Raw genomic sequence first — 20,982 nt, 5'->3', positions numbered from 1 at the left:
TGCGAATTCCCCCATTATTTTTAAGTATATATCCTTACATTTTGACGGAACCGAGCGTCATCCCCTGCGCAAAAAACCGTTGAACCAGCGGATAAATCAGCAGGATCGGCAGCGTTGCGATTATGGTAATCGCCATACGGATGCTCTGCGGTGAAATCGTCTGCCGGATTGAGGCGTTCGCCCCGCTGGTCATTTGACTGGTATCCGCCTGATTCAGAATCTGTACCAGCTTAGCCTGCAGGGTCTTCAGTTCAATGCTGCTGGTAAAGGCATAGGAATCAAACCAGGCATTCCATTGATCAATTGCGAGGAACATCCCTACCGTCGCAAGCACAGGCAGACACAGCGGCAGATATATCTTGTAGAAAATCTGCAGATCGTTCGCCCCATCGATTTTGGCGGATTCCTCAAGCTCCTTCGGCAGTCCATCGATAAACGTGCGGACAATAATCATATAGAATACATTGACAAGGTTGGGCAGGATAAACACCCAGAAGGTATCGAGCAGGCCCAGCGATTTGAGCACCATATAGTACGGAATCAACCCGCCCGAGAAATACATCGTAAACAAAAAGATAAAGGTGAGCACTTTGCCGCCGAGGATGTCTTTGCGGGACAGCACATAGGCTAGCATCGTAATCGTGAACAAAGAAAGCGGCACACCGACTACCGTTCTGGCCACTGTAATACGGAGGGCTCCCCAGATTTGGGGATCGCCCATCACCGTCGAATAGCTCTGCAGACTGAATTGTCTGGGCCAGAAGGAAATGCCTCCCCGAACGGAATCTGTAGCATCATTTAACGAAATGGCCAGAATATTCAGAAAAGGCAGAAAGGTCACGCAGAATACCGCCGCTAAAATCAAATATACAATAGCCTTGAACGCCCGATCGTCCCAACCCGCTGTTCTTCTCAAATGTCTCACTCCTTGTCTTCATCTCTAAAACAGCGCATTTTTAAATATCTTGTTAATGGAAGTCAGCAAAACGATCGAAACCACTGATTTGAACAAGCCAACTGCTGCCGCATACGAGAACATTCCCTGGCTCAGACCGTACCGGTAGGTGTAGGTATCAATTACATCGGCTGTTGCCATAATAGCTTCATTCTGCATCAGATAATATTGGTCAAATCCGGTATTCATAATGTTGGCTACGGCCAAAATAAGCAGAATGACCGCCGTTGGTTTCAGGCTGGGCAGTGTGATGAACCGTAACTGCTTCCATTTATTCGCTCCATCCATAGTGGAAGCCTCGTACTGCTCAGGATTGATGGACGATATCGCCGCCAGATAGATGATGGAGTTATACCCCATTGTCTTCCATGTGTTTGCGCTTGCAATAATTCCCCAGAAATAATTCTTTTCCTGGAAAAACAATATGCTTTGGTCGATCAAGCCGATATTTTTCAGTATCCCGTTAACTAGGCCGTCCGATGCCAGCAGCGTAACAAAGATATTGGCCGCTATAACCCAGGATACAAAATAAGGAAGATAGGCTGCAGACTGCACTGTTTTTTTGATAAACTTGTTCTTCACCTCATTCAGCGCAAGCGCAATAATGATCGGTGCCGGAAAGCTGAGCACAATCGTAATCAAGCTGGAGGATAGCGTATTGCGCATCAGATTGGCGAAATCACCGCTGCTGAAGAAGTACCTGAACCAGTCCAGGCCAATAAAATCACTGGTGAAAAATTGCGGCCAGAATGCTCCCCCCGGCTGATAATTGATAAACGCCATATACAGCCCGAACATAGGAGCATAGCAGAACGCAATTACCCAGATCAATGCCGGTATCAGCATCAGATACAAATATTTTGCCGACTTCAGACGACGCCAAATATCCTTCTTAACTTTCGGTTTGCTCCTTGCAGGTGATGAAGCCAGCTCCATTCCCATGGTGAACCCGTCCTTTCTTGCTAGTTTTACTTAGGTAACTGCCGTGTTAGCGACTGTATCCATATTATAAGAGCGCTCTCATATGGCAAGCCATAACAGGTTTGAACGATTGATACCGCAAATCATCACATTATTCTGCTGAAATATTAAAATCCAACGAAACATACTACAATCCGCAGATTTTTACATCAAGCTCGTTGTTCGCCGCCCTAAGAGCGCCTACAATACAAATAGTAAGGAGGAATGATCATGCACACTTTGATGCTGGTTGAAGACGAACTTATTGAAATGGAGCTGCTGGAGCAATATGTGCCCTGGCATGAAATGGGCATCACGCTTGTCGGCTCTGCGCGGAACGGGCTGGAAGCGCTCCGGAAGCTGGACTCACTGTCTCCTGATATTGTGCTGACCGATGTCCGAATGCCCCTGATGGACGGATTGGAGTTTGCCCGGCAGATTAGGCTGATGAACAAAAACATCAAAATTATTTTTCTGAGCGGCCATAATGAATTTCAATATATTAAAGCAGCGCTAACCGTGGAGGCTGTCGGGTATCTGCTAAAGCCCATTGATATGGATGAGCTGCGGGAGCTGATCATAACGGTGAAACAAAAGTGCGAGGAGGATACCATCACACACCAGAACCTTGCGGCTGCGAAGGACCGCCTTCTCCTTAAATGGCTGACAGAGAAGGATGAGAACCTCAGCCGGCAATGGGAAGCGCAGCTGTTCCGACTGCCACTCCCCCTTCCAGAACAAGCATGTTATATCGCAGCTTATGTTACTGTTGATGGTGAATACGGACAGCAGCCGTCCGAGCTTTCTTCAGCCTCTCTGCTGGTTGCCGGGCTGCAGAAAAGGATAGAGCTCACGGCAGATCATGTAACCAGTGTGGAAACAGGGGAATACAGCCTGGGTCTTATTGTGATGTCCCATACTCCAATTCCCGAACTGGCGCACAAATCATTCTGGAGGAACTTGCTGAGCAGTATCCCAGAGCCTTTCTCCTCCGCCTCCATGACGATAGGCTTATCGGATGCAGGAGTATCTGTGCAGGAGCTGCCTCGTTTATTCTGGATGGCGCAGCAGCGCAATGAGTGGAAATTTTTTCTCGGTACGGGAAAAGTAATAGATGGCGGGGATCGAATGGAGCCGGTACATACAGATCTGAAGCCTGAGACATATGCGTCAGAACTGTGCAGAGCCCTTGCGGATACGGATGAGCGGAAGGCTGGGGGGATCATTGCTGAATACACGGATATCCTCAGAAGCACTGGGGTAGGAAAAAACAGCGTCATTTCCCAGCTGCTTGGACTATTGACCGGGGTAGAACATGAATTTGCTTCGCTGCTCGCCAGTGCAGGAGAGCTGCAGCTGTTCGGCAACCACTGGGAAAGATTATCCCAGCTTCTGACGATTGGCGATATGCAGCAGTATCTTCTCGATATTTGCGCAGAAATGATCTCCATGCTCAGAACCAGAGCCGGCAGCCCGGCACAAAAGCTTCTGACCAGGATTGATGAGCTCATTCAGGACAGGTTCTCCACCCCGCTCACTGTAGAGGAAATTGCCAGAGAAGTATTTCTATCCCCCAACTATGTAAGAACTTTATATAAAGAAGCTACTGGTGAAACGATTCTCGAGGCCATCACACGCACCAGAATAGAGCATGCCACCCGGCTGCTGGGGGACAAGGCACTTAAAATCCATCAAATTTCCCGAGCAGCAGGATATGAGAGTGTGTCCTATTTCTGCTCCGTGTTCTTGAAGCATAAAGGCTGCTCGCCCAATGAATACCGCAAAAAATTCATTCTGTAAGGTCGTGAAAAAGCATGCGCAGCATCTGGAAACACCTGAGTCTGATCCTCATGAATATGAATCTGCGGCGCAAACTTTTTGCCGTTTTTTTCGTGGCTTCCATTCTGCCATTGTCCCTGCTGATGTATTTCTCATACCTCTCGATCCGCAATGAGCTGCGGGACCAGTCCTACGCGGCGATGATCTCGACCACGGCACAGGTCAATGCCAATCTGCAGAACAAACTGGACAACTATTTAAAAATATCGAATTCCCTCTTTCTGGACGGCACCCTGCGCAATTATTTGACCCGGACCTACATTGACAGCAGCCAGTACCTGGAGCCTTATAACTATTTCGACAATCTCATAGGCTCAGTAAGAACCAGCAATCCGGAAATTTCCGCCATAACGATTTATACGGCCAACCGGTCTCTTCCCAAGGATAATGTTCTGATTAAACCGCTGGATGAAAATTTAAAGGGGGATGAGGTCCTCGAATCACTCGGCAACACTTACGGTAATGCCTTGTTTCTGACTTTTCCGTCGGGTGAACAGCAAGCGCCTCGGCTGGTCCTGGCCCGGCTGCTCAACAACTACAGCCTGAACTTCCCCTATGGTATCCTTGTCATGGACATTCAAGAATCAGATATTTATTCCCTGGTTGAAAAAGAAGATGCCACTAAGAGCATCTATATCGTTGACAGTGAAGGCAATATCATCTCCAGCAAGGATAAATCCCTCCTGGGAAGGCCTTTGCAGACGCAGCTTCCGGAATCGTTTCCCCAGGAATCTTCCGGCAAATTTGACAGCACGTACAGAGGCGAGCCGGTGCTTGTGGTTTATAACACGTTGAACAATGGGTGGAAGACTGTAACTATTGTTCCTTATAGGAATTTTTCCAGTCTCGCCAAATCTGCTGCCTCTTCTCTGATGCCTATAGCAATTATCTGCATTGCTCTCGCTATTTTGCTGATCTATACCACTGCCGGACTGTTCACGCGAAGAGTAATCTATCTGTTAAGAATTATCCGCAGGGCGGAGCGCAACGAATTCACTTCAACGATGCAAGTGATGGGAAACGATGAGATCGGACAGCTTAGCCAGGCCTTCAATATTATGTCCTCGCGGATCAACAGCCTGATTAATGAAGTATACAAAAAGGAAATTGCCCGGCAGGAGATAGAGATGAAAGTACTGCAGGCGCAAATCAATCCGCATTTCCTCTACAATACACTTGCCTCCATCTCATCGCTTTCGATAAAATATGATGATTCGCGCATCCATAAAATGGTCGGCGAATTGGCCAAATTCTACCGGATCTCGCTGAACAAAGGCAAGTATATCATCTCTGTCAGCGAAGAGCTCAATCTGACCCGCCACTATCTGGCGATCCAGCAAATCCGCTTCAGCGGGCTGCTTCATGTGCATTACCAGTTTGAAGATCGAATATTGCCGAAGCAAATCGTGAAGCTAACCTTGCAGCCGTTCATAGAGAACTGCATTAATCATGCCATTTGGGATGTGGAGGCCAGACTGAATATTATCCTCCGGGGGTATAGCCTTGGGGGGGATATTGTGCTGGAGGTTATCGATGACGGAATGGGCATGCCTCCGGGCAAAGCCGCAACCATACTGGAGGACATTTCCGATGGTAGCAGCGAATCCTTATCCGGGTACGGTATTGCCAACGTCAACCGCCGACTGAAGCTGCTGTTCGGAGACCCTTATGGCGTTACTATTTTTAGTGCTCTCGGGATTGGAACACAGGTCATTATCCGCATCCCAGCCTCTGGAATATCGCAGAATTAATGCAATAATTTCCGCAGCACGAGCGTAACCAAATAGGGAACAGCATTGGGCAGAGCTGCCCTTTTGCTGTTCCCTTCAGGATATAACTTACTCTGTTAACGGCCCGATTGTCCGGAATCATACGCAGGGGCGATCACACCGATATCAGGCCCAGCTTCGAAGCCCTCCGCCGTATAGAACAGCTGCTGATTTCCTTTGACGGCAACGCTGTACGTGTTGCCTCCCCACTGAACCAGGCCTTGTGCAGGCTGAGCCATCATGCCCACCAGTGCCTTCAGATTTCCTACGCGGTCCGTCACGGCTCTTGTTCCATAAGGGAATGCGAGATGTTCATTGCCCTCCTTGTACAACATGGCTCCTTCCCGGGTATTCACCAGCTCATACGACACCCCGTCGATGATGCGGGCATAAGCAGTCGCGCTCGCCAGTTCTTCCCCATGATCCATGGCATAAGGCACAAGGCCGGTAAACCACAGCTCGCCTTCCGGTGCCGGCAGGATACCGCAGGTCCGCTCTACGAAATCCAGCACACAGAGAATCGCCGGAGAGTAAGTATCGGTATAGCCTTCGGTTCCGGTCCACGGGCTTATAGTCTGGGAGAAATTCTTCATCCTTGCCACTGCATTCAGAATAGGGGTGATGATCCAAGTCAGCTCTACATACCGGCCATGGGCTTCAAAAGCATGCGGAGTGCGGATCAGGGTCAAGAAATTGGTTGTCCCCGCCCAGCTGTTATACGCCGATGAGGGGTCAAACCGCGGATCATCCATCGCGATGGACGTTAAAGGATATTTGGCAAAAAACTTTGCGGTATTCAGCAAATACCGCTTCAGTGCCGAGTCGAACAAGGCACGCTCACCTACTTCACAAGCCAATACACGCAGCAATACATCGGATTGAACCCGGACAAAGTGGTCATTGCGGTCCAGATCATAAAAGAATTCATCGCTTTCGTCATAGCAATATTGAAACAGACTATCGAGGCTTTGGGCCGCTTTTCGCTCCCAGACAGAGCCGTCTTCTCCCAGGATACTGGCCATACGGGCCATATACTTACGCTGGCAGTACACATTGGCCGTGAGGTCTGGTGCAAGCAGCGGCAGTACTGGCGATTCAGGGCTGAAGCGGCGCGGATCATCCATGTGCGGGGTATCCGGAATATGCCAGAACCGCGGGGACAGATCGTGGCCGGTGTCAAAAGTACAGAACGCCTCCACACAGCCTGAGCCGCGTGTATTCCTGTACTGTACCAGCCACTCGTCAAATCCGGCCATTGCCTGGTACATCTCCCGCAGGAATTCTTCATCTTGTCCGTTCAGGGAGTAATGATTCCATACGCTTCTCGCGAGCGGCGTCACCATCTGGATTTGCCTGTAGGCCGGACCGTTGTCCGTAATCTTGTAAGGGAGCAGGCCGTCCTCCCTCCGATACTCGGCGAATAAGCGAAACGTAGCTTGCGCGACATTCGGCATATATCGGGACAACAGCTCTGCGTTGATCGTCCCTGTACTCTCCAGCCAGGTGCCCCGATAAGCTCCTCCTTCATGAAGCACGGGTGCGCCTTCGCCGGCAGAAACAATGCAGTCCAGCAGTTTCTTAACCGCGCTGTAATAGACCTTCTCCAGGCTTCCGGAAGCGGAGGCGAATTTCACACCGGAGTTCAGCCATTCCTTCAGCACCTGTTCATCGGAAGGTTTCTTAAGCTCACCGATCTCGGATGCCATGTCGATGCTTCTTAGCCGGTCAAGCAATTCCTTCATCGCTATGCACCACCTCTGTGAACGTCATATTGAAACCACTTGAAATCTGCGTTCCCGCCTGTTACTTCACTCGTATAGCTGAACAAGCCCAGACGCGCCCCCTTCCAGAACCCCGGGAGCATAAGGCAAGGACCGCCGAACGGAATCCATTCCTCACCTAAGCTGAAGATAAACCGTGTCTCTCCATCCAGATCAATCAGGCTTCCCAGTTTCACCGTCTCTCCTGCCAGCTTTGGACCGTGAAACACGGTTCCGCCCGTGACTGCACGCAGATAGATTCCTTCCGGCTCCGAGACTGCCCCGATCCAGTTCTCCTCCCGGGCGCACAGAAAGGCAAACCCGGCGCGCTGGCCGGTCTTCATGCCGCCGATGAACAATTCGGTGCTTGCTGTCCCTCGTTGGCCGATGATTTTTTGGGTCAGCGTGTTCCTGGCATGCAGCAAATCCCGTGCCTTAAGCGCCTGCAGCCGCAAGCCGTTCTTCGTGAGCGACCAGTTTCCATGGACTGGATTGTGATTCCATTGCCACTGCAAGCCCAGCTCCGGCCCGAGAAAATCATCCGATGTCGCAGGCAGCACGGGCAAATGGCTTCCGGCTACACCGGGTTTGGCATAGATGTCAACGGGTTCTCCGTTCATACCAATAACCGGCCAATCGTCCTCCCAGCGCACTGGCTGGAGATGGCAGACTCTCCCCAAAGCACCGCTGCTATTGAAATGCAGAAACCAGGTTTCACCGTTTCTGAGTTCCACAATCGCTCCCTGATGCGGACCATTAACTGCAGTAGCCCCCTGCTGCAGAACCACCTTTCGTTCGTACGGTCCATACAGGCTGCCGGAACGCAGGACGGTCTGCCATCCGGTCTCTACCCCGCCCTCGGGAATGATGAAATAATAATATCCCTTCCTTTTATAAATCTTGGTCCCTTCCGCAATTTTACCGACGTAAATGATCGTCCCTGGATCGAGCAGACGTTTCCCGTCCTTACTCATGCGGTGAAGGACGATCGGCCCTGCCCCTACGGTACTATGTCCAAGATAGGCCTGGCCATCCTCATCCCAGAAGGGGCAAGGATCTTCCCAGCCGGATATCCGGGCCACTTCATGAAGCGGCTCCCAGGGTCCGGCAGGATGGGAAGCTGAACTCATGTAAAGACCTTCATCCGGTGTGCAGAAGTAAACATAGAAACGTCCGTCATAATAACGGATTGCAGGCGCCCAGCTTCCTTTGGCGTATCCGCGCATTTCGTCATAGGCCGGGTCGATATCCAGCCGTTCGTACACTTTCCCGGTCAAACTCCAGTTCACCAGATCTTTTGAATGAAACACCTGCATGCCCATAAAATGAAAGTCCGAGCATACCATATAGAAATCGTCGCCCACGCGAATGACATCGGGATCGGAAACATCCGCATTCAGCACAGGATTGCGATAATAGCCATTGCCCAAATCTCCCCAGCGGGGCCATTCAGCCAGGTCGTGTATATTCACAAATTTCTCTCCTTGTCGTCTAGCAGATTATCCTTTGACGCTGCCCATCACTAGCCCCTTCATAAAATACTTCTGCAGAAATGGATACACGATGAGGATTGGAAATGCCGCCAGAAACACTTGCGCCGCCTTAAAGGTTCTATCCGAAATCGCAGACATATCCAGCAGATCATTTGTGGTGGCCGTGCTCGGATCTACATTGATAATGATCGTCTGCAGATAACTTTGCAGCGGGTAATTCGCGGTAGAGTTCATATAGATTAGACCGTCAAACCATGAATTCCAGTGAAATACGACTATGAACAAGGTAATCGTCGCCACGGCGGGCTTGGATAAGGGAAGATAAATGCTCCACAATGTCCGCCAGTGGCCTGCACCGTCCATATTGGCCGCTTCCTCAATCTCTTTCGGCAGCTCGCGGAAGAAGTTCATCAGCAGAATAACATTGAAGACCGAGACGGCAGAGGGCAGAACCAAAGCCCAGAGTGTATCCAGCAGCCCCACTGATTTTATCGTCATATAAGTCGGGATCAGCCCCCCGTGGAACAGCATGGTAACAATGAAGAACCAGGCGTAGATATTGCGCGAGCGCAGCACCTGTTTCTCTTTGGACAGCGGATAAGCAATCAGAATGCTTACGGTCATGCTGATGGCATAACCCAGCCCCACCCTCTTGAGCGATACGAGAAACCCGTCGAGAAATTCATGTTTGGTCAAGGCAAACTTATAGGATGCGATCGTGAAATCTACGGGCCACAGCTTCACATAACCTGCCGCCGCCGCACTGCTGGAGCTGAAGGAAATCGCCAGCACGTTGATCAGCGGCAGAATGCAGGCAATGGCGGTCACACTCAGCAATATATAATTCACAATCAGAAATACTCTTCTGCTGGCAGTTAACTTGTGCAATTCCTCTCCCCCTTAAAAGATTCGATATCCGGCATACCGGTTGGCCAGCTTGTTGGAGACGACAATCAGGACCAGTGAGATCACCGATTTGAACAGTCCGACGGACGTGGCAACCCCGTATTGCGCTTCCACCAAACCAAGCCTGTACACAAAGGTATCAATAATATCACCGGTGCTGTATACCATGGGGCTGTAGAGATTAAAGACCTGTTCAAAACCTGCGTTGAGCACATTCCCGAGACTCAGTACCGTCATCAGCGTAATTATGGGAAGCATACCCGGCAGGGTGACATTCAGCATTTGCTTCCAGCGGCTCGCGCCATCCACGGTGGCAGCTTCATACAGACTCTGGTCAATCCCCGTCAGGGCCGCTAGATAAACGATAGTGCCGTAGCCGAATCCTTTCCAGGTGTCGGTTAGAACCAGTGTAAAGGGGAACCATTGGTCATTGCCCAGGAAGAAGATCGGCTTCATCCCGAACATCCCCAGAAACTGGTTGACGATTCCGCTGGAGGGGGACAGAATATCAATGAGTATTCCACCCAGAATGACCCACGACAAAAAATAAGGGAAGTAAATAGTCGTTTGAATCGTGCGTTTGAACAGCGCTCCGGAAACCTCATTGAGCAGCAGGGCGAAGATGATCGGAATCACCAGACCGGCAATGATTTTTAGAACGGCTATAAAAATCGTATTCCACAGCACACTTGTGAAATTCGGCATATCAAGCATATAGCGGAAATTATCAAGCCCGATCCATTTCGAATGGAAGATTCCCTTGGAAGGCACAAATTTCTGAAAAGCGATTACAATTCCCATGATGGGAATATAACTGAACACAAGAGTCAGAATCACTCCGGGCAGCAGCATCAGATGCAGCGGCAACGACTTCAGCTTGTTTCGGGTACCCATCTACTCAAACCCTCCATTTCTACCGCATCCCTGCCTTCCGGGGGAAAGGCGGCCTTTCTCCCGGAAGACATGAACTGCCAGCGGCTTTATTTATTTTTCTCCGCCCATTCATTGATTTCTTTCATAATCTGCTCTCCACCGAGCTTGGTCCAGTCCTCCACAAATTTGTCGAAGGTATCAATGGACTGTCCCATCACGATCTTGGTGAAGACCTCCTCCTCCATCTTCTGGAGTGTGGCATTCTTCTCGACCATGGTGGCGGTTGGAGAACCGTAGAAGGCGTCGAAGATATAATTTTCATCGTTTACATATTTGTCTATGACATCAAAGCTGCTTGGCGAACCGAAGACGCGCTCTGTTCCCCAATTGGATCTGTCTCCGCTGCGGTAGGACATAATCCGCTCGTAATACCCTTTCTCTTCCGCTGACAAACTGGAAGGATCACCTGTCTCAATTGCTTTTATTGCGTTGTTATGCGCATTTAAATTCTTCTTGGCAGGGTCGGCAGCAATCAAATTGTACAGATACACCGGAACATTGTTCTCGCTGATGCCGAATTCCGAATTGGATTCCGCATTCTCGTCATAGCCCTGCATGCCGAAGTTCAGCAGCTTGAAGATCGCTTCCGGATGTTTGCTGTCCTTGCTGACTCCATAGTAAGTGGTAATCGGCATGATACCAATCGGCGTTGCCGGCTCATTGTCGGATGAGAGTATAGGGAGCGCTTTCCATTCGGCGTTCGGATCATTGTCCACATTTTTCTGAATGACCGACAGCGGCGCAGACATGGAGCCATAGAATAACCCTACCTTGCCGGCAGCCACCGATTCGGTTACCTTTGCACGGTCCTTGACACCGAATTCCTGATCAAGCATTCCCGCCGCGTATAAATCCTGAAGCTGCTTCAACGCCGTTTTGACTCCCGGCTGAACACTGCCGTATACCAGCTGGCCGGACGAATCCTTCACCCATTTGCCCGGGTAGACATGATACCCTGAGAAAAATCCCGAAGTTCCAAAATGCGAGTCGGTTAAAAAAGTCTTGGTGAGCGCAAGCCCGAAGGTGTCCGCTTTTCCGTTGCCGTCCGGATCCTTCTGGGTGAAGGCTTCGGCGACCGCCATCGCGTCCTGCATTGTCTTCGGCTCGGAAAGCCCAAGCTTATTCAGCCAATCGGTACGCACATACAGGATCGGCAGACCGTCTACAGCAGAAGAAGTCCGCGGCAGCGCCATCAGTCTTCCGCCAATCTTGGCCGTATTGAAGCTGGCTTCATCCTGAAGCATGATCTTCTTGGATAAAGGTGAAGCGTATTTCTCGAACAGATCGGTCAAATCATACAGCATATCGTTCTCTGCTAAATCAGTAAGCTGCTTATTCTTCAACCACATGATATCCGGCAAATCCCCGGACGCTATCGAGACGTTCATTTTCTGGTCAAACTGTTCGACCGGCACTGTCCAGTCGTATTTGAGATTGATGCCCAGATCGCTGGCATAAGTACGTGTATAGATATTGTCTTCTATGGTATCGCTATTCTCGTATTTGTAAGTCGATTCCGTATATCTCCAGGCGGTCACGTCAACAGGCGGATCATATTTGGCGTTGATATCAATGGTGGTGCTCTCAGCGTTCGCACTGTTCTTATCGGTTTCCGCCGAGTTGCCGCCTCCGTTGCTGCATGCGGCAAGCATAAGCATTCCCGCCGCGCTGAGAAGCGTCAGGCTTTTGATTTTTTGATTTGTCTTCATTTGAACCTCCCTGATGAATGTACTATTGCTGGGCCCCCGGTACTTTCAATGATAGATGTGTTACCGCTTTCATTCAATATTCATCTGTTTACTTTTGAATCCGCTGTTTACCTACTCAGCACAAGCGAACGGTATTCCTGCGGTGTCATGTTCATGCTCTTGCGGAAGGAGCGGGTGAAGTTGGTAGCTGTTCCATAGCCCACAAGCTCGGCTACCTCCTGAATTTTGATGTCAGGATTGCCCAGCAGCTGCTTGGCTTTATTCATACGCGCACTGCTGATGTATTCGGAAAGATTGATCTCGGTAACCTGCTTGAACAGCCTGGAAAGATAAGAAGGATTAAAGAATACGAGCTCCGCCAGCCGGACCAGTGAAATTTCATCGGGATCATGCAGGTGTTCCAGAATATGCTTCTGAACAATCTGGATCACCGCTGTTGCTCTTCTTTCTTCCTCCTGGCTCTGAAGACTGAACAGCAGCTCGCCAACCTGAATCAGGTATCCGAAGGCTTCCTGCCAGGACTCGTGTTCACCGGGCTGCATGAGCTTATGCATGCCCACCTTTGCCGCCACAGTGTCCACCAGATCCCACCGGTTCATGTACGTCAGAAAGACCAGACCGATGGCATAATACACTTCCATCGCCGGGGTGTAATGCATGCTGTCGACAGCGGCGAAGGTGACTGCGCAATCCTGCAGGGTCTTCTCAAACTCCTCGCGCTGCCCGTGCTCCAGCTGATCGCGAAGCAGCTCCAGCCGGGAATGGCGGAATGACGGCTTCTTGGCGCCCCATTTCTCCGCCTGCCGCATCTCCTGCCGGATCAGCTGTTTGTCGAGCAGCAGCATCCCGCTGCCCTGTCCAATCCGGTAGTTCATCAGCATCTGCAGGATAGAGAACCGGTCTGCGGCTTGTTCCCAGCTCACCGGACTGTCATCCAGCACGAACGATAGCACCTCGCCCACGGACTCACGGCAGGCCAGCTGAATCAATTCCAGATTCCCCTTGATATAGGTCAGAACCTGATCCCATCCATCTGCCGCAGCATGACCCGGCAAGGGCTGTATTAACCAGATGAGGTCGGATTTCTCATTCACCGTCTCCACATATACGGCATGCGCGGAGATATATTGCCCGGCAATCCGCTTGATCCGGTAGAGCTGGCTGGTTCTATAAGAATACATGGATTTATTCTGGAAGCTGTTGACCCTGCCGAGCAGAATTAGCACGGACTCATCCGCTCGCAGCGGCAACCCCAGTTCGTCCAGCTGCTGCTGATTGATTTCCCGGATATTCAGCTGCTCGTTCAATATCCCTTTCACATAATCGTTCTGCATCATTTCACGGGTTGTGTACAGCTGTTCCTGAGCCTGCTTCAGAAGCGACTCATTTTTCAGTTCCAGCTCAATCTCCCTGACGGACTGCCCGACCACCTCAATGACCTTTTCATACCCCTCCGTTTTCAGCAGATAGCTTACACCGTCATACTGAATGGCGGAATAAATATAAGAGAACTCATTATGGCCGGTCAGGAAAATAACTTTGCAGGTCGGCCATTTCTCCCTGATCTTGTCCAGAAGCTGCAAGCCGCTGATGCCTGGCATCCGGATATCGCTAAGGACAATATCAAACCGTGTCCGGTCAAACAGACGGACCGCCTCTTCCCCCGAATAGGCTTTATACACGTCAAGCTCCAGATTCGGCAGGTTTCTCAGAACCTCATATAATCCGTCGGCAATAATCTTCTCATCATCCACAACCAAAAGTCTGAACATGTTATGCCCCCCTCTCCGCAAGCATAATGCGGATCGTTATCTTCAGGCCGCCAAGCCCGCTCTGCTCCAGCAGCAGTCCGCTGCCTTCACCAAATTTCAGCCGGATGCGCAAATGAATATTTAGCATTCCGGTAGTTTCCACATCATTACCAGCCAAGGATTGTCTTAGGCGAATAAGCTGTTCCTCGCTTAACTCGCTGCCATTGTCTTCCACAATCATTTGCAGCTCATCCGCCAGATGCTGAAACCGGACCCGCAGGATCCCGTTCATTGATCTTTGCTCCAAGCCATGTTTGAACGCGTTTTCAATAAGGGGCTGCAGGATTAGCCTTGGCACCATAAGCTCGCTAAGGGTTGCGGGCAGCTCACCGAATTCAATTTGATTGCGGTTGGAGAAGCGGGTGGACTGGATTTCCGCGTAGACCTTCGCATGCTTCACTTCATCGGCAAGGGTCACTTCCTCCGCATGGCTCCGCGTGATGAACTGAAAATAGACGCCGAGCTGGTTGGTGAATTGCTCCAGATTCTCGTTGTCTCCAAGCCGGGCCATAGTGTTGAGAATAAAAAAGCTGTTATACAAAAAATGGGGATTAATCTGGGACTGCAGCTGTTTAAGCTCCGCCCGGTGTGTCAGAATCTGCTGTTTATAGACCTGGTCAACCAGAGACTCCAGATTCTCCAGCATGCTGTTGAAGCGGGCATAAATGTAACGGAACTCATCGTCAACATCATGATCGATCCGCACAGTGAGATCCTCATGCTCCACCCTGCGGAAGGCTTTGACCAGATGAAGCAGCGGCTTGTGGATGTACTTATAAGCGTAGAGAGAGTACATTACAATAATCATCACAGATAACGCCGCGAGCAGCAGGAACCAGTTCTTGAACTTGTCCAGCGGCGCAAAGACCGCGTTTACCGGAACATATTTGCTCAGCACTGCGTCAAAAAACGGGGAATAGGCATATACCGCCAAATAACGGGCATTCGCGAAGTTCATCGTTCTGACCAGATTCTGTTCTGAATGTTTGGACAAGATATCCGCAATCATGGGATCGGGTCTGACTCCGCCGCTTGTGGAGATCGTATATTCCGGATTGATCAGCATGAGCAGCTCGTCGGATGAGTTCACCAGCTTCTTAAGATTCTCATTCAGCTTGCTTTTGGAAAATTCAACAGACAGGATAAACTGAGGTTTTCTGCTGCCCCCCGGTGAAGTTGTGGGATAGGCTGCACTTATGAAGAGCCTGCCGTTCATATCCCGGAGCTGCGATCCCGTTGAATCCATCGCAAGCTTCAGCCCGTCCATTTCCTCCTGATTAAAGGCAGATACGGTCAAAGCCGAGATCTTTTTCTGAACCGACGGGATGTAAGCGTACACATCAATGATGTAAGTGCTGCTGTTCCGTATCGCATTGAGCCGCTGCTGCAATCTCAGGATGCTTTCCATCCGTTCAATGTTGTTCATAGATTCGGGAATGGAGCCGAGGGCATTCAGATTGTTATCGGTCAGACAATCATACTGCAGCAGCTGGATTCTGCGGAATTCCTGTTCCAGATTGCCAAAATATTGCGATACCTGCGAACTCATGGACCTCGAAATCTCCGACTTCAACGTATGAACGCCCCAGTTATAAATAATCATGCTGAGGATAAAAAGCGGCAGCAGAATGCAAATAAATGATAATATCAGCCTTCGAAACACATTTTTCTTCCATGGAAATTTCCTTATATTCATTTCGCCCTCCACTCTGGTGCTGTTTTTCTTCACTTTGTTTTTTAACACATCGAAGCTTCAGAAGGCAATGTAAAATAAAAAAAGCTTACTGGAACGGCAGGTGTTTCCTATAAGTCTATCAAGCCTTTTCTAGATACCTTTCACGAAAAAAAGCAAAGGGAGCAGCGCCTTCTATGGCGCTCCCTTTGCTTCAACCTGCTGTATAAATACAAAATGATTTACTATAAATCCGGGCTTTTTTCCCAACACTCCATGATAAGATCTGCTGATTCTTCAATAGATGTGCTCGTAACATCAATAACCGGGCAGCGCAGACTTTTCATCAAAGCCTCGGCCTCGTTATATTCCTCCAGTACCTGAAGCCCGGAGACATAGCTGGCACCCGCTCCGAGTCCAAGCATACGCAGGCGTTCCGTGCGTATTTTGATCAGGGCCTCTATATCCATCGTTAGGGCAAATAGTCTGTGTTTACGGATTTGCCACAGCTCCATAGGAGGTTTGACTCCTGGAACCAGCGGCCAGTTGGCAACCTTGTACCCCTTGTAGGCCATATACATACTAAGAGGAGTCTTCGAGGTGCGGGATACTCCGATTAACACAATGTCCGCCAGCAGCAGCCCGCGCGGGTCGCGTCCGTCATCGTACTTCACCGCGAACTCGATGGCCTCAACCCGGCGGTGATAATCTGCATTCATGTCATACAGCAATCCAGGCTTCATCAAGGGTTCAAGCTTAAAGGTGCTTTTGATGGTTTCCATCATGGGACCCATGATGTCTACTATATCTACACTCCATTCGGTGCCTTCCCTTTGTATGGCTTCGCGCAGGCCCGGCTGGACGAGCGTGTAGGCGATGAATGACTGCTCTGTATGTGCCAGCTGCACCAGTTCGGCAATTTCCTGCTCAGAATTTATCCGCTTGAAGCGGCGCACAGCAGGATTACCAAGATCAAATTGCTGCATCGCCGCCCGAACCACCCGATCCGCCGTTTCACAGGCCGAGTCGGAGCAGATAAAGATCTGCCGCTGCTTGAACATGTCTTTCCCCTCCGTCACCGGGCTCACTCGATTGGAAGGATTGCCGCTTCCGCCTTCTTGTTCGCCGCCTCATCCCGCGCGGAAATTACCGCTTGCGCCGCTGCCATCCGGGCATACGGTATCCGGTAAGGCGAACAGCTCACATAATCAAGCCCCGTTTGCTGGCAGAAAAAGATTGAGCTTTGATCTCCGCCATGCTCTCCGCACAGCCCTGTTTTGAGAAAGGATTTTTTCTCCTTCCCTCTGGCAACGGCCCACTCAATGAGTTTCCCCACACCCTCCTGATCCAGCATCTGAAAAGGATTCCCGGATAGAATATTTCTGTCCAGATAGCTGTTCAGAAATTTGCCTTCGGCATCGTCGCGGCTGTAACCGAACGTCATCTGTGTCAAATCATTGGTGCCGAAGGAGAAGAAATCCGCATGCTCGGCAATCTTGTCGGCCATAACAGCCGCCCGTGGCACTTCAATCATTGTGCCCACCCGGTAGGAAATCGACTTGAACGCTTCTCCGAGAACCTCTGAAGCCACTTTATCCACCAGCGCCCGCAGCTCCTTTAGCTCACGCGGGTCTCCTACCAGCGGGATCATAATTTCCGGCCGTACTTCAATTCCATTGTGTGCGGTAGTTTTGGCAGCCCGAAAAACTGCCTCGAGCTGCATATCATAGATTTCCGGGAATTGGATGCCAAGCCGGCAGCCGCGCAGTCCCAGCATTGGATTTTTTTCCTGCAGGCTGCGGATTTTGGCGATCATCCGCTTCAGGCTCTTCTGCTCTTCCAAACCTCCGCCCGTCAGTTGTAATCTCCGCAGCTGTTCTCCGAGCTGCTCCAGATTGGGCAAAAATTCATGGAGCGGCGGGTCCAGCAGCCGGATGGTCATCGGCAGCCCATTCATCGCCTTGAACATATCCTCGAAATCGGACTGCTGCATGGGAAGGATGCGTTCAAGCAGGCTCAGCCGCTCCTCCCGGCTGTCGGCAAGGATCATGGACTGCACTGTGGGCAGCCGGGTGCCCGTGAAGAACATATGCTCCGTCCGGCATAGCCCTATACCCTCAGCTCCCAGCTCCCGTGAGATGCGGGCATCCTGCGGGGTATCTGCATTTGCGTAAATCTTCAGTTCCCTGATCTCATCAGCCAGACCCAGCAGCTTCAGCAGCTCGGGAGTCATCTCCGGATCGCTCAGCGGCACGTCCCCGGCATATACACGGCCGGAAGAGCCGTCAATAGAGAGGACATCTCCTTCTTTCAGGATGTGATCACCCAAATAAATGATCCGCTGCTCCGCATCTATAGACAGCTGATCGCATCCGCAAACGCAGGGCTTACCCATGCCTCTTGCCACAACAGCCGCATGGCTGGTCATTCCTCCCCGGGCGGTAAGCACACCTTCGGCGGCGAGGATGCCATGAATATCCTCAGGCGATGTTTCTGCGCTGACGAGCATAACTCGGCTTCCGTTCTGCTTCCATGCCTCTGCCGTTTCCGCATCCAGCGCGATCATCCCGGATGCTCCACCAGGCGAAGCTGGAAGTCCGATAGCCAAGGGCTTCAGCTCCTCAAGCGGAGCGATGGAACGGTGCAACAGCTGGTCCAGATGGCCCGCATCAATCCTGCGGACAGCTTCTTCCTTTGTGATCTCGCCCTCTTCGTACAGATCAACGGCAATTTTCACTGCCGCCTGGGCTGTGCGCTTGCCGCTGCGGGTCTGAAGCAGGTACAGTGTCCGATTTTCAATTGTAAATTCGATATCCTGCATATCCCTGTAGTGCGCCTCCAGGCCGGATGCCAAGGCGGCAAGATGATCGTAGACCTCAGGCATGTCTTCCCGCAGCTCCGCCAGCCTGCGGGGTGTCCGGAGACCGGCCACCACATCTTCACCCTGGGCATTAATCAGATACTCGCCATACAGTTCTTTGGCTCCGGTGGACGGGTTACGCGTGAACAGAACGCCAGTCCCAGAGTCCTCTCCTTTGTTGCCAAAGACCATCGCCTGCACATTCACTGCAGTTCCCTGATCATGTGGAATGGAGTAAAGCCTGCGGTAGACTTTGGCCCGCGCATTATTCCAACTGCGGAACACCGCCCGGACAGCCATATTCAGCTGCTGGTAGACATCCTGGGGGAAGTCGATTCCGCTGTGCTCCTTAACCAGCAGCTGGTAGACACCGGTTAATTGCTTCCATTCCCCGGCGGTTATCTCCCCGTCGCTCTCACGGCCTGCATGGATCTTAAGGTTCTCCAATTGCTGACTGAACAGTAGGGAGGGGATGCCGAGCACGATCTCGCCGAACATCGCGATAAGCCGGCGGTAGCAGTCATAGGCAAAACTTTCACTTGCAGTCTGCCGGGCCAGCCCCAGAACGGTTTCATCATTCAGGCCCAGGTTCAGGATCGTGTCCATCATACCCGGCATGGATGTGACCGAACCGGAGCGGACGGATACCATAAGCGGCTGATTGGCGTCACCGAACCGGCTATCCTTCACTTTTTCCAAGGTGGAAATTGCCCTTCTGATCTCGGACTGCAGTTCACCGGACAATTGCCCCCCTTGCTTGTAATAGCTTTTGCAAGCATCCGTAGTGATCGTAAATCCCGGCGGAATGGGCAGCCCCAGTGCTGTCATCTCAGCCAGGTTCCCGCCCTTTCCTCCCAAGAGTTTGACCATAGAGGCATTTCCTTCTTCAAACAGGTAGACCTGCTTCTCTGTAATTTGTTCAGCCGACATCTTTGTATTTCCTCCTCTACAGCAGCTCTTATTATTGCCGGAATACGTTTCTAATCAGAAATCAGTTCACACCCGTGAGCAGATTTTTTCTGGCTGCACCGCTTTTGAACGCTGCCTGGGCAACGGCCATGCGGATTCTTTCAACCACCCGCGGATCAAAGGCATCCGGAATGATATATTTCTCATGAAGCTCGGACGGATCAATAACCGAGGAAATCGCCTCTGCTGCCGCCAGCTTCATTTCATCATTAATATCCATGGCTTCACAATCCAGCGCGCCTCTGAAAATACCGGGAAAGCACAATACATTGTTAATCTGGTTCGGATAGTCGGAGCGGCCTGTCGCCATTACTCTTACATGCGGCGCAGCGATAGCGGGATCAATTTCCGGGGTTGGATTCGCCATGGCGAACACGATCGGATCTTTGGCCATATTCAACACATCATCCAGTTTCAGCACTCCCGGTGCAGAAACCCCGATAAAGACATCCGCGCCTTTGATTACATCCGACAGCCCGCCGGTTTCGAGGCCCGGATTCGTGATTTGGGCAAAATCGCTCCAATGGGTCCGGTTATAGGTCTCAAGCCGGTTAATGGCACCCTCCCGGTCCACTCCGATCAGGTTCACGGCCCCTGCGTGCAGCAGCATTTTGGAAACGGAGATGCCTGCTGCACCTACGCCGTTCACCACGATTTTGACATCCTTGATATTTTTGCCGCATACCTTTAGCGCGTTCAGCAATCCGGCAAGCACTACGATGGCCGTACCGTGCTGGTCATCATGAAATACCGGGATATCCAGCTCATTTCTCAGTCTCTCTTCGATCTCAAAGCAGCGGGGAGAGGAAATATCTTCAAGATTAATGCCTCCGAATGTAGGGGCAAGCGCCTTCACAATAGCGATTATTTCTTCCGTATCTTTAGTATCGAGGCAGATTGGCACGGCGTCGACATTCGCGAACTGCTTGAACAGTGCCGCTTTGCCTTCCATTACCGGCATGGCCGCTTTCGGCCCAATATCCCCGAGGCCCAGCACAGCGGTTCCATCAGATATGACAGCCACGGTGTTTTTCTTCGTTGTCAATTCATAGGCCTGAGCCTGATCCTGTGCAATCGCCTGACAGACCTTTGCCACACCCGGCGTGTATACTTTGGACAAGTCGTCTTTGGTCCGGATCGGATTTTTCAAGGTTGTTTCGAGCTTTCCGCCTTTGTGCAGAAGCATGATTTCTTCCAATAATTCCACAATATCTCCTCCGCTCAACTGGTTTACCGCTTTTTCAATCCACTTCTGATCCTCCGGCTGCTCTACGGAAATTACGACATCGGCAGCGGTCAGGTCCGTGCGAAGCTCCTTCAGCTCTGCATTTAGCACAGTGCCTTTA

The 20,982-nt window shown here is 50.9% G+C and carries 14 protein-coding genes; 2 read left to right on the top strand and 12 right to left on the bottom strand.

What is annotated here, in order from left to right:
* Window positions 1–34: 34 nt before the first annotated feature.
* Window positions 35–916, bottom strand: a complete 882-nt coding sequence (locus NYE29_RS19365) for a carbohydrate ABC transporter permease (RefSeq protein WP_340897100.1) — start codon at window positions 914–916, stop codon at window positions 35–37.
* Window positions 917–940: 24 nt separating this feature from the next.
* Window positions 941–1,897 carry an ABC transporter permease gene (locus tag NYE29_RS19360; protein WP_340897099.1) on the bottom strand — a complete coding sequence of 319 codons (957 nt, stop codon included), beginning with the start codon at window positions 1,895–1,897 and terminating at the stop codon, window positions 941–943.
* Between the two features lie 249 nt (window positions 1,898–2,146).
* Here NYE29_RS19360 and NYE29_RS19355 point away from each other — a divergent pair, with 249 nt between their 5' ends.
* The gene (locus tag NYE29_RS19355; RefSeq protein WP_340897098.1) at window positions 2,147–3,715 is read left to right on the top strand and encodes a response regulator; all 1,569 of its coding nucleotides are present in this window, start codon (window positions 2,147–2,149) and stop codon (window positions 3,713–3,715) included.
* Between the two features lie 50 nt (window positions 3,716–3,765).
* A complete protein-coding gene (locus tag NYE29_RS19350; RefSeq protein ID WP_340897097.1) occupies window positions 3,766–5,505 on the top strand; it encodes a cache domain-containing sensor histidine kinase in 1,740 nt (579 codons plus the stop codon).
* Window positions 5,506–5,600: 95 nt separating this feature from the next.
* Here the strand turns inward: NYE29_RS19350 and NYE29_RS19345 are convergent, their stop codons facing one another.
* The 10 genes from NYE29_RS19345 to NYE29_RS19300 form a co-directional block, all read right to left on the bottom strand.
* Window positions 5,601–7,265: an MGH1-like glycoside hydrolase domain-containing protein gene (locus tag NYE29_RS19345; RefSeq protein WP_340897096.1), complete on the bottom strand. Its 1,665-nt coding sequence runs from the start codon at window positions 7,263–7,265 to the stop codon at window positions 5,601–5,603.
* Between the two features lie 2 nt (window positions 7,266–7,267).
* On the bottom strand, window positions 7,268–8,755 hold the full coding sequence (locus NYE29_RS19340; protein ID WP_340897095.1) for a glycoside hydrolase family 43 protein: 1,488 nt from the start codon (window positions 8,753–8,755) through the stop codon (window positions 7,268–7,270).
* A gap of 27 nt (window positions 8,756–8,782) precedes the next feature.
* Window positions 8,783–9,664: a carbohydrate ABC transporter permease gene (locus NYE29_RS19335; RefSeq protein ID WP_340897094.1), complete on the bottom strand. Its 882-nt coding sequence runs from the start codon at window positions 9,662–9,664 to the stop codon at window positions 8,783–8,785.
* Between the two features lie 12 nt (window positions 9,665–9,676).
* Window positions 9,677–10,576 (bottom strand): ABC transporter permease, encoded by a 900-nt coding sequence (locus tag NYE29_RS19330; protein WP_340897093.1) that lies wholly within the window; start codon window positions 10,574–10,576, stop codon window positions 9,677–9,679.
* Between the two features lie 86 nt (window positions 10,577–10,662).
* Window positions 10,663–12,324 carry an extracellular solute-binding protein gene (locus NYE29_RS19325; RefSeq protein WP_340897092.1) on the bottom strand — a complete coding sequence of 554 codons (1,662 nt, stop codon included), beginning with the start codon at window positions 12,322–12,324 and terminating at the stop codon, window positions 10,663–10,665.
* A gap of 107 nt (window positions 12,325–12,431) precedes the next feature.
* Window positions 12,432–14,096, bottom strand: coding sequence for a response regulator (locus NYE29_RS19320; protein WP_340897091.1), 1,665 nt, complete (start codon window positions 14,094–14,096; stop codon window positions 12,432–12,434).
* 1 nt (window position 14,097) lies between these two features.
* Window positions 14,098–15,831: a sensor histidine kinase gene (locus NYE29_RS19315; protein ID WP_076113964.1), complete on the bottom strand. Its 1,734-nt coding sequence runs from the start codon at window positions 15,829–15,831 to the stop codon at window positions 14,098–14,100.
* A 221-nt stretch (window positions 15,832–16,052) separates the two neighbouring features.
* On the bottom strand, window positions 16,053–16,868 hold the full coding sequence (locus NYE29_RS19310; protein WP_340897090.1) for a pyruvate, water dikinase regulatory protein: 816 nt from the start codon (window positions 16,866–16,868) through the stop codon (window positions 16,053–16,055).
* 23 nt (window positions 16,869–16,891) lie between these two features.
* The gene (gene ppdK, locus NYE29_RS19305) at window positions 16,892–19,597 is read right to left on the bottom strand and encodes a pyruvate, phosphate dikinase (RefSeq protein WP_340897089.1); all 2,706 of its coding nucleotides are present in this window, start codon (window positions 19,595–19,597) and stop codon (window positions 16,892–16,894) included.
* 61 nt (window positions 19,598–19,658) lie between these two features.
* Window positions 19,659–20,822, bottom strand: coding sequence for an NAD(P)-dependent malic enzyme (locus NYE29_RS19300; protein WP_379141422.1), 1,164 nt, complete (start codon window positions 20,820–20,822; stop codon window positions 19,659–19,661).
* Window positions 20,823–20,982: the final 160 nt, after the last annotated feature.

Origin of the sequence: Paenibacillus sp. FSL M7-1046 (assembly GCF_038007405.1) — a bacterium.
Taxonomy (GTDB): domain Bacteria; phylum Bacillota; class Bacilli; order Paenibacillales; family Paenibacillaceae; genus Paenibacillus_AQ.
The sequence above is the reverse complement of the archived record's forward strand: the minus strand, read 5'-3'. Positions and strand labels throughout refer to the sequence as shown.

Excerpts from the sequence above, each read along its gene's own strand:
- NYE29_RS19360 (WP_340897099.1), bottom strand. The coding sequence starts at position 1,897 with ATGGGAATGGAGCTGGCTTCATCACCTGCAAGGAGCAAACCGAAAGTT.
- NYE29_RS19355 (WP_340897098.1), top strand. The coding sequence starts at position 2,147 with ATGCACACTTTGATGCTGGTTGAAGACGAACTTATTGAAATGGAGCTG.
- NYE29_RS19350 (WP_340897097.1), top strand. The coding sequence starts at position 3,766 with ATGAATATGAATCTGCGGCGCAAACTTTTTGCCGTTTTTTTCGTGGCT.
- NYE29_RS19345 (WP_340897096.1), bottom strand. The coding sequence starts at position 7,265 with ATGAAGGAATTGCTTGACCGGCTAAGAAGCATCGACATGGCATCCGAG.
- NYE29_RS19330 (WP_340897093.1), bottom strand. The coding sequence starts at position 10,576 with ATGGGTACCCGAAACAAGCTGAAGTCGTTGCCGCTGCATCTGATGCTG.
- NYE29_RS19325 (WP_340897092.1), bottom strand. The coding sequence starts at position 12,324 with ATGAAGACAAATCAAAAAATCAAAAGCCTGACGCTTCTCAGCGCGGCG.
- NYE29_RS19320 (WP_340897091.1), bottom strand. The coding sequence starts at position 14,096 with ATGTTCAGACTTTTGGTTGTGGATGATGAGAAGATTATTGCCGACGGA.
- NYE29_RS19315 (WP_076113964.1), bottom strand. The coding sequence starts at position 15,831 with ATGAATATAAGGAAATTTCCATGGAAGAAAAATGTGTTTCGAAGGCTG.
- NYE29_RS19310 (WP_340897090.1), bottom strand. The coding sequence starts at position 16,868 with ATGTTCAAGCAGCGGCAGATCTTTATCTGCTCCGACTCGGCCTGTGAA.
- ppdK (WP_340897089.1), bottom strand. The coding sequence starts at position 19,597 with ATGTCGGCTGAACAAATTACAGAGAAGCAGGTCTACCTGTTTGAAGAA.
- NYE29_RS19300 (WP_379141422.1), bottom strand. The coding sequence starts at position 20,822 with ATGCTTCTGCACAAAGGCGGAAAGCTCGAAACAACCTTGAAAAATCCG.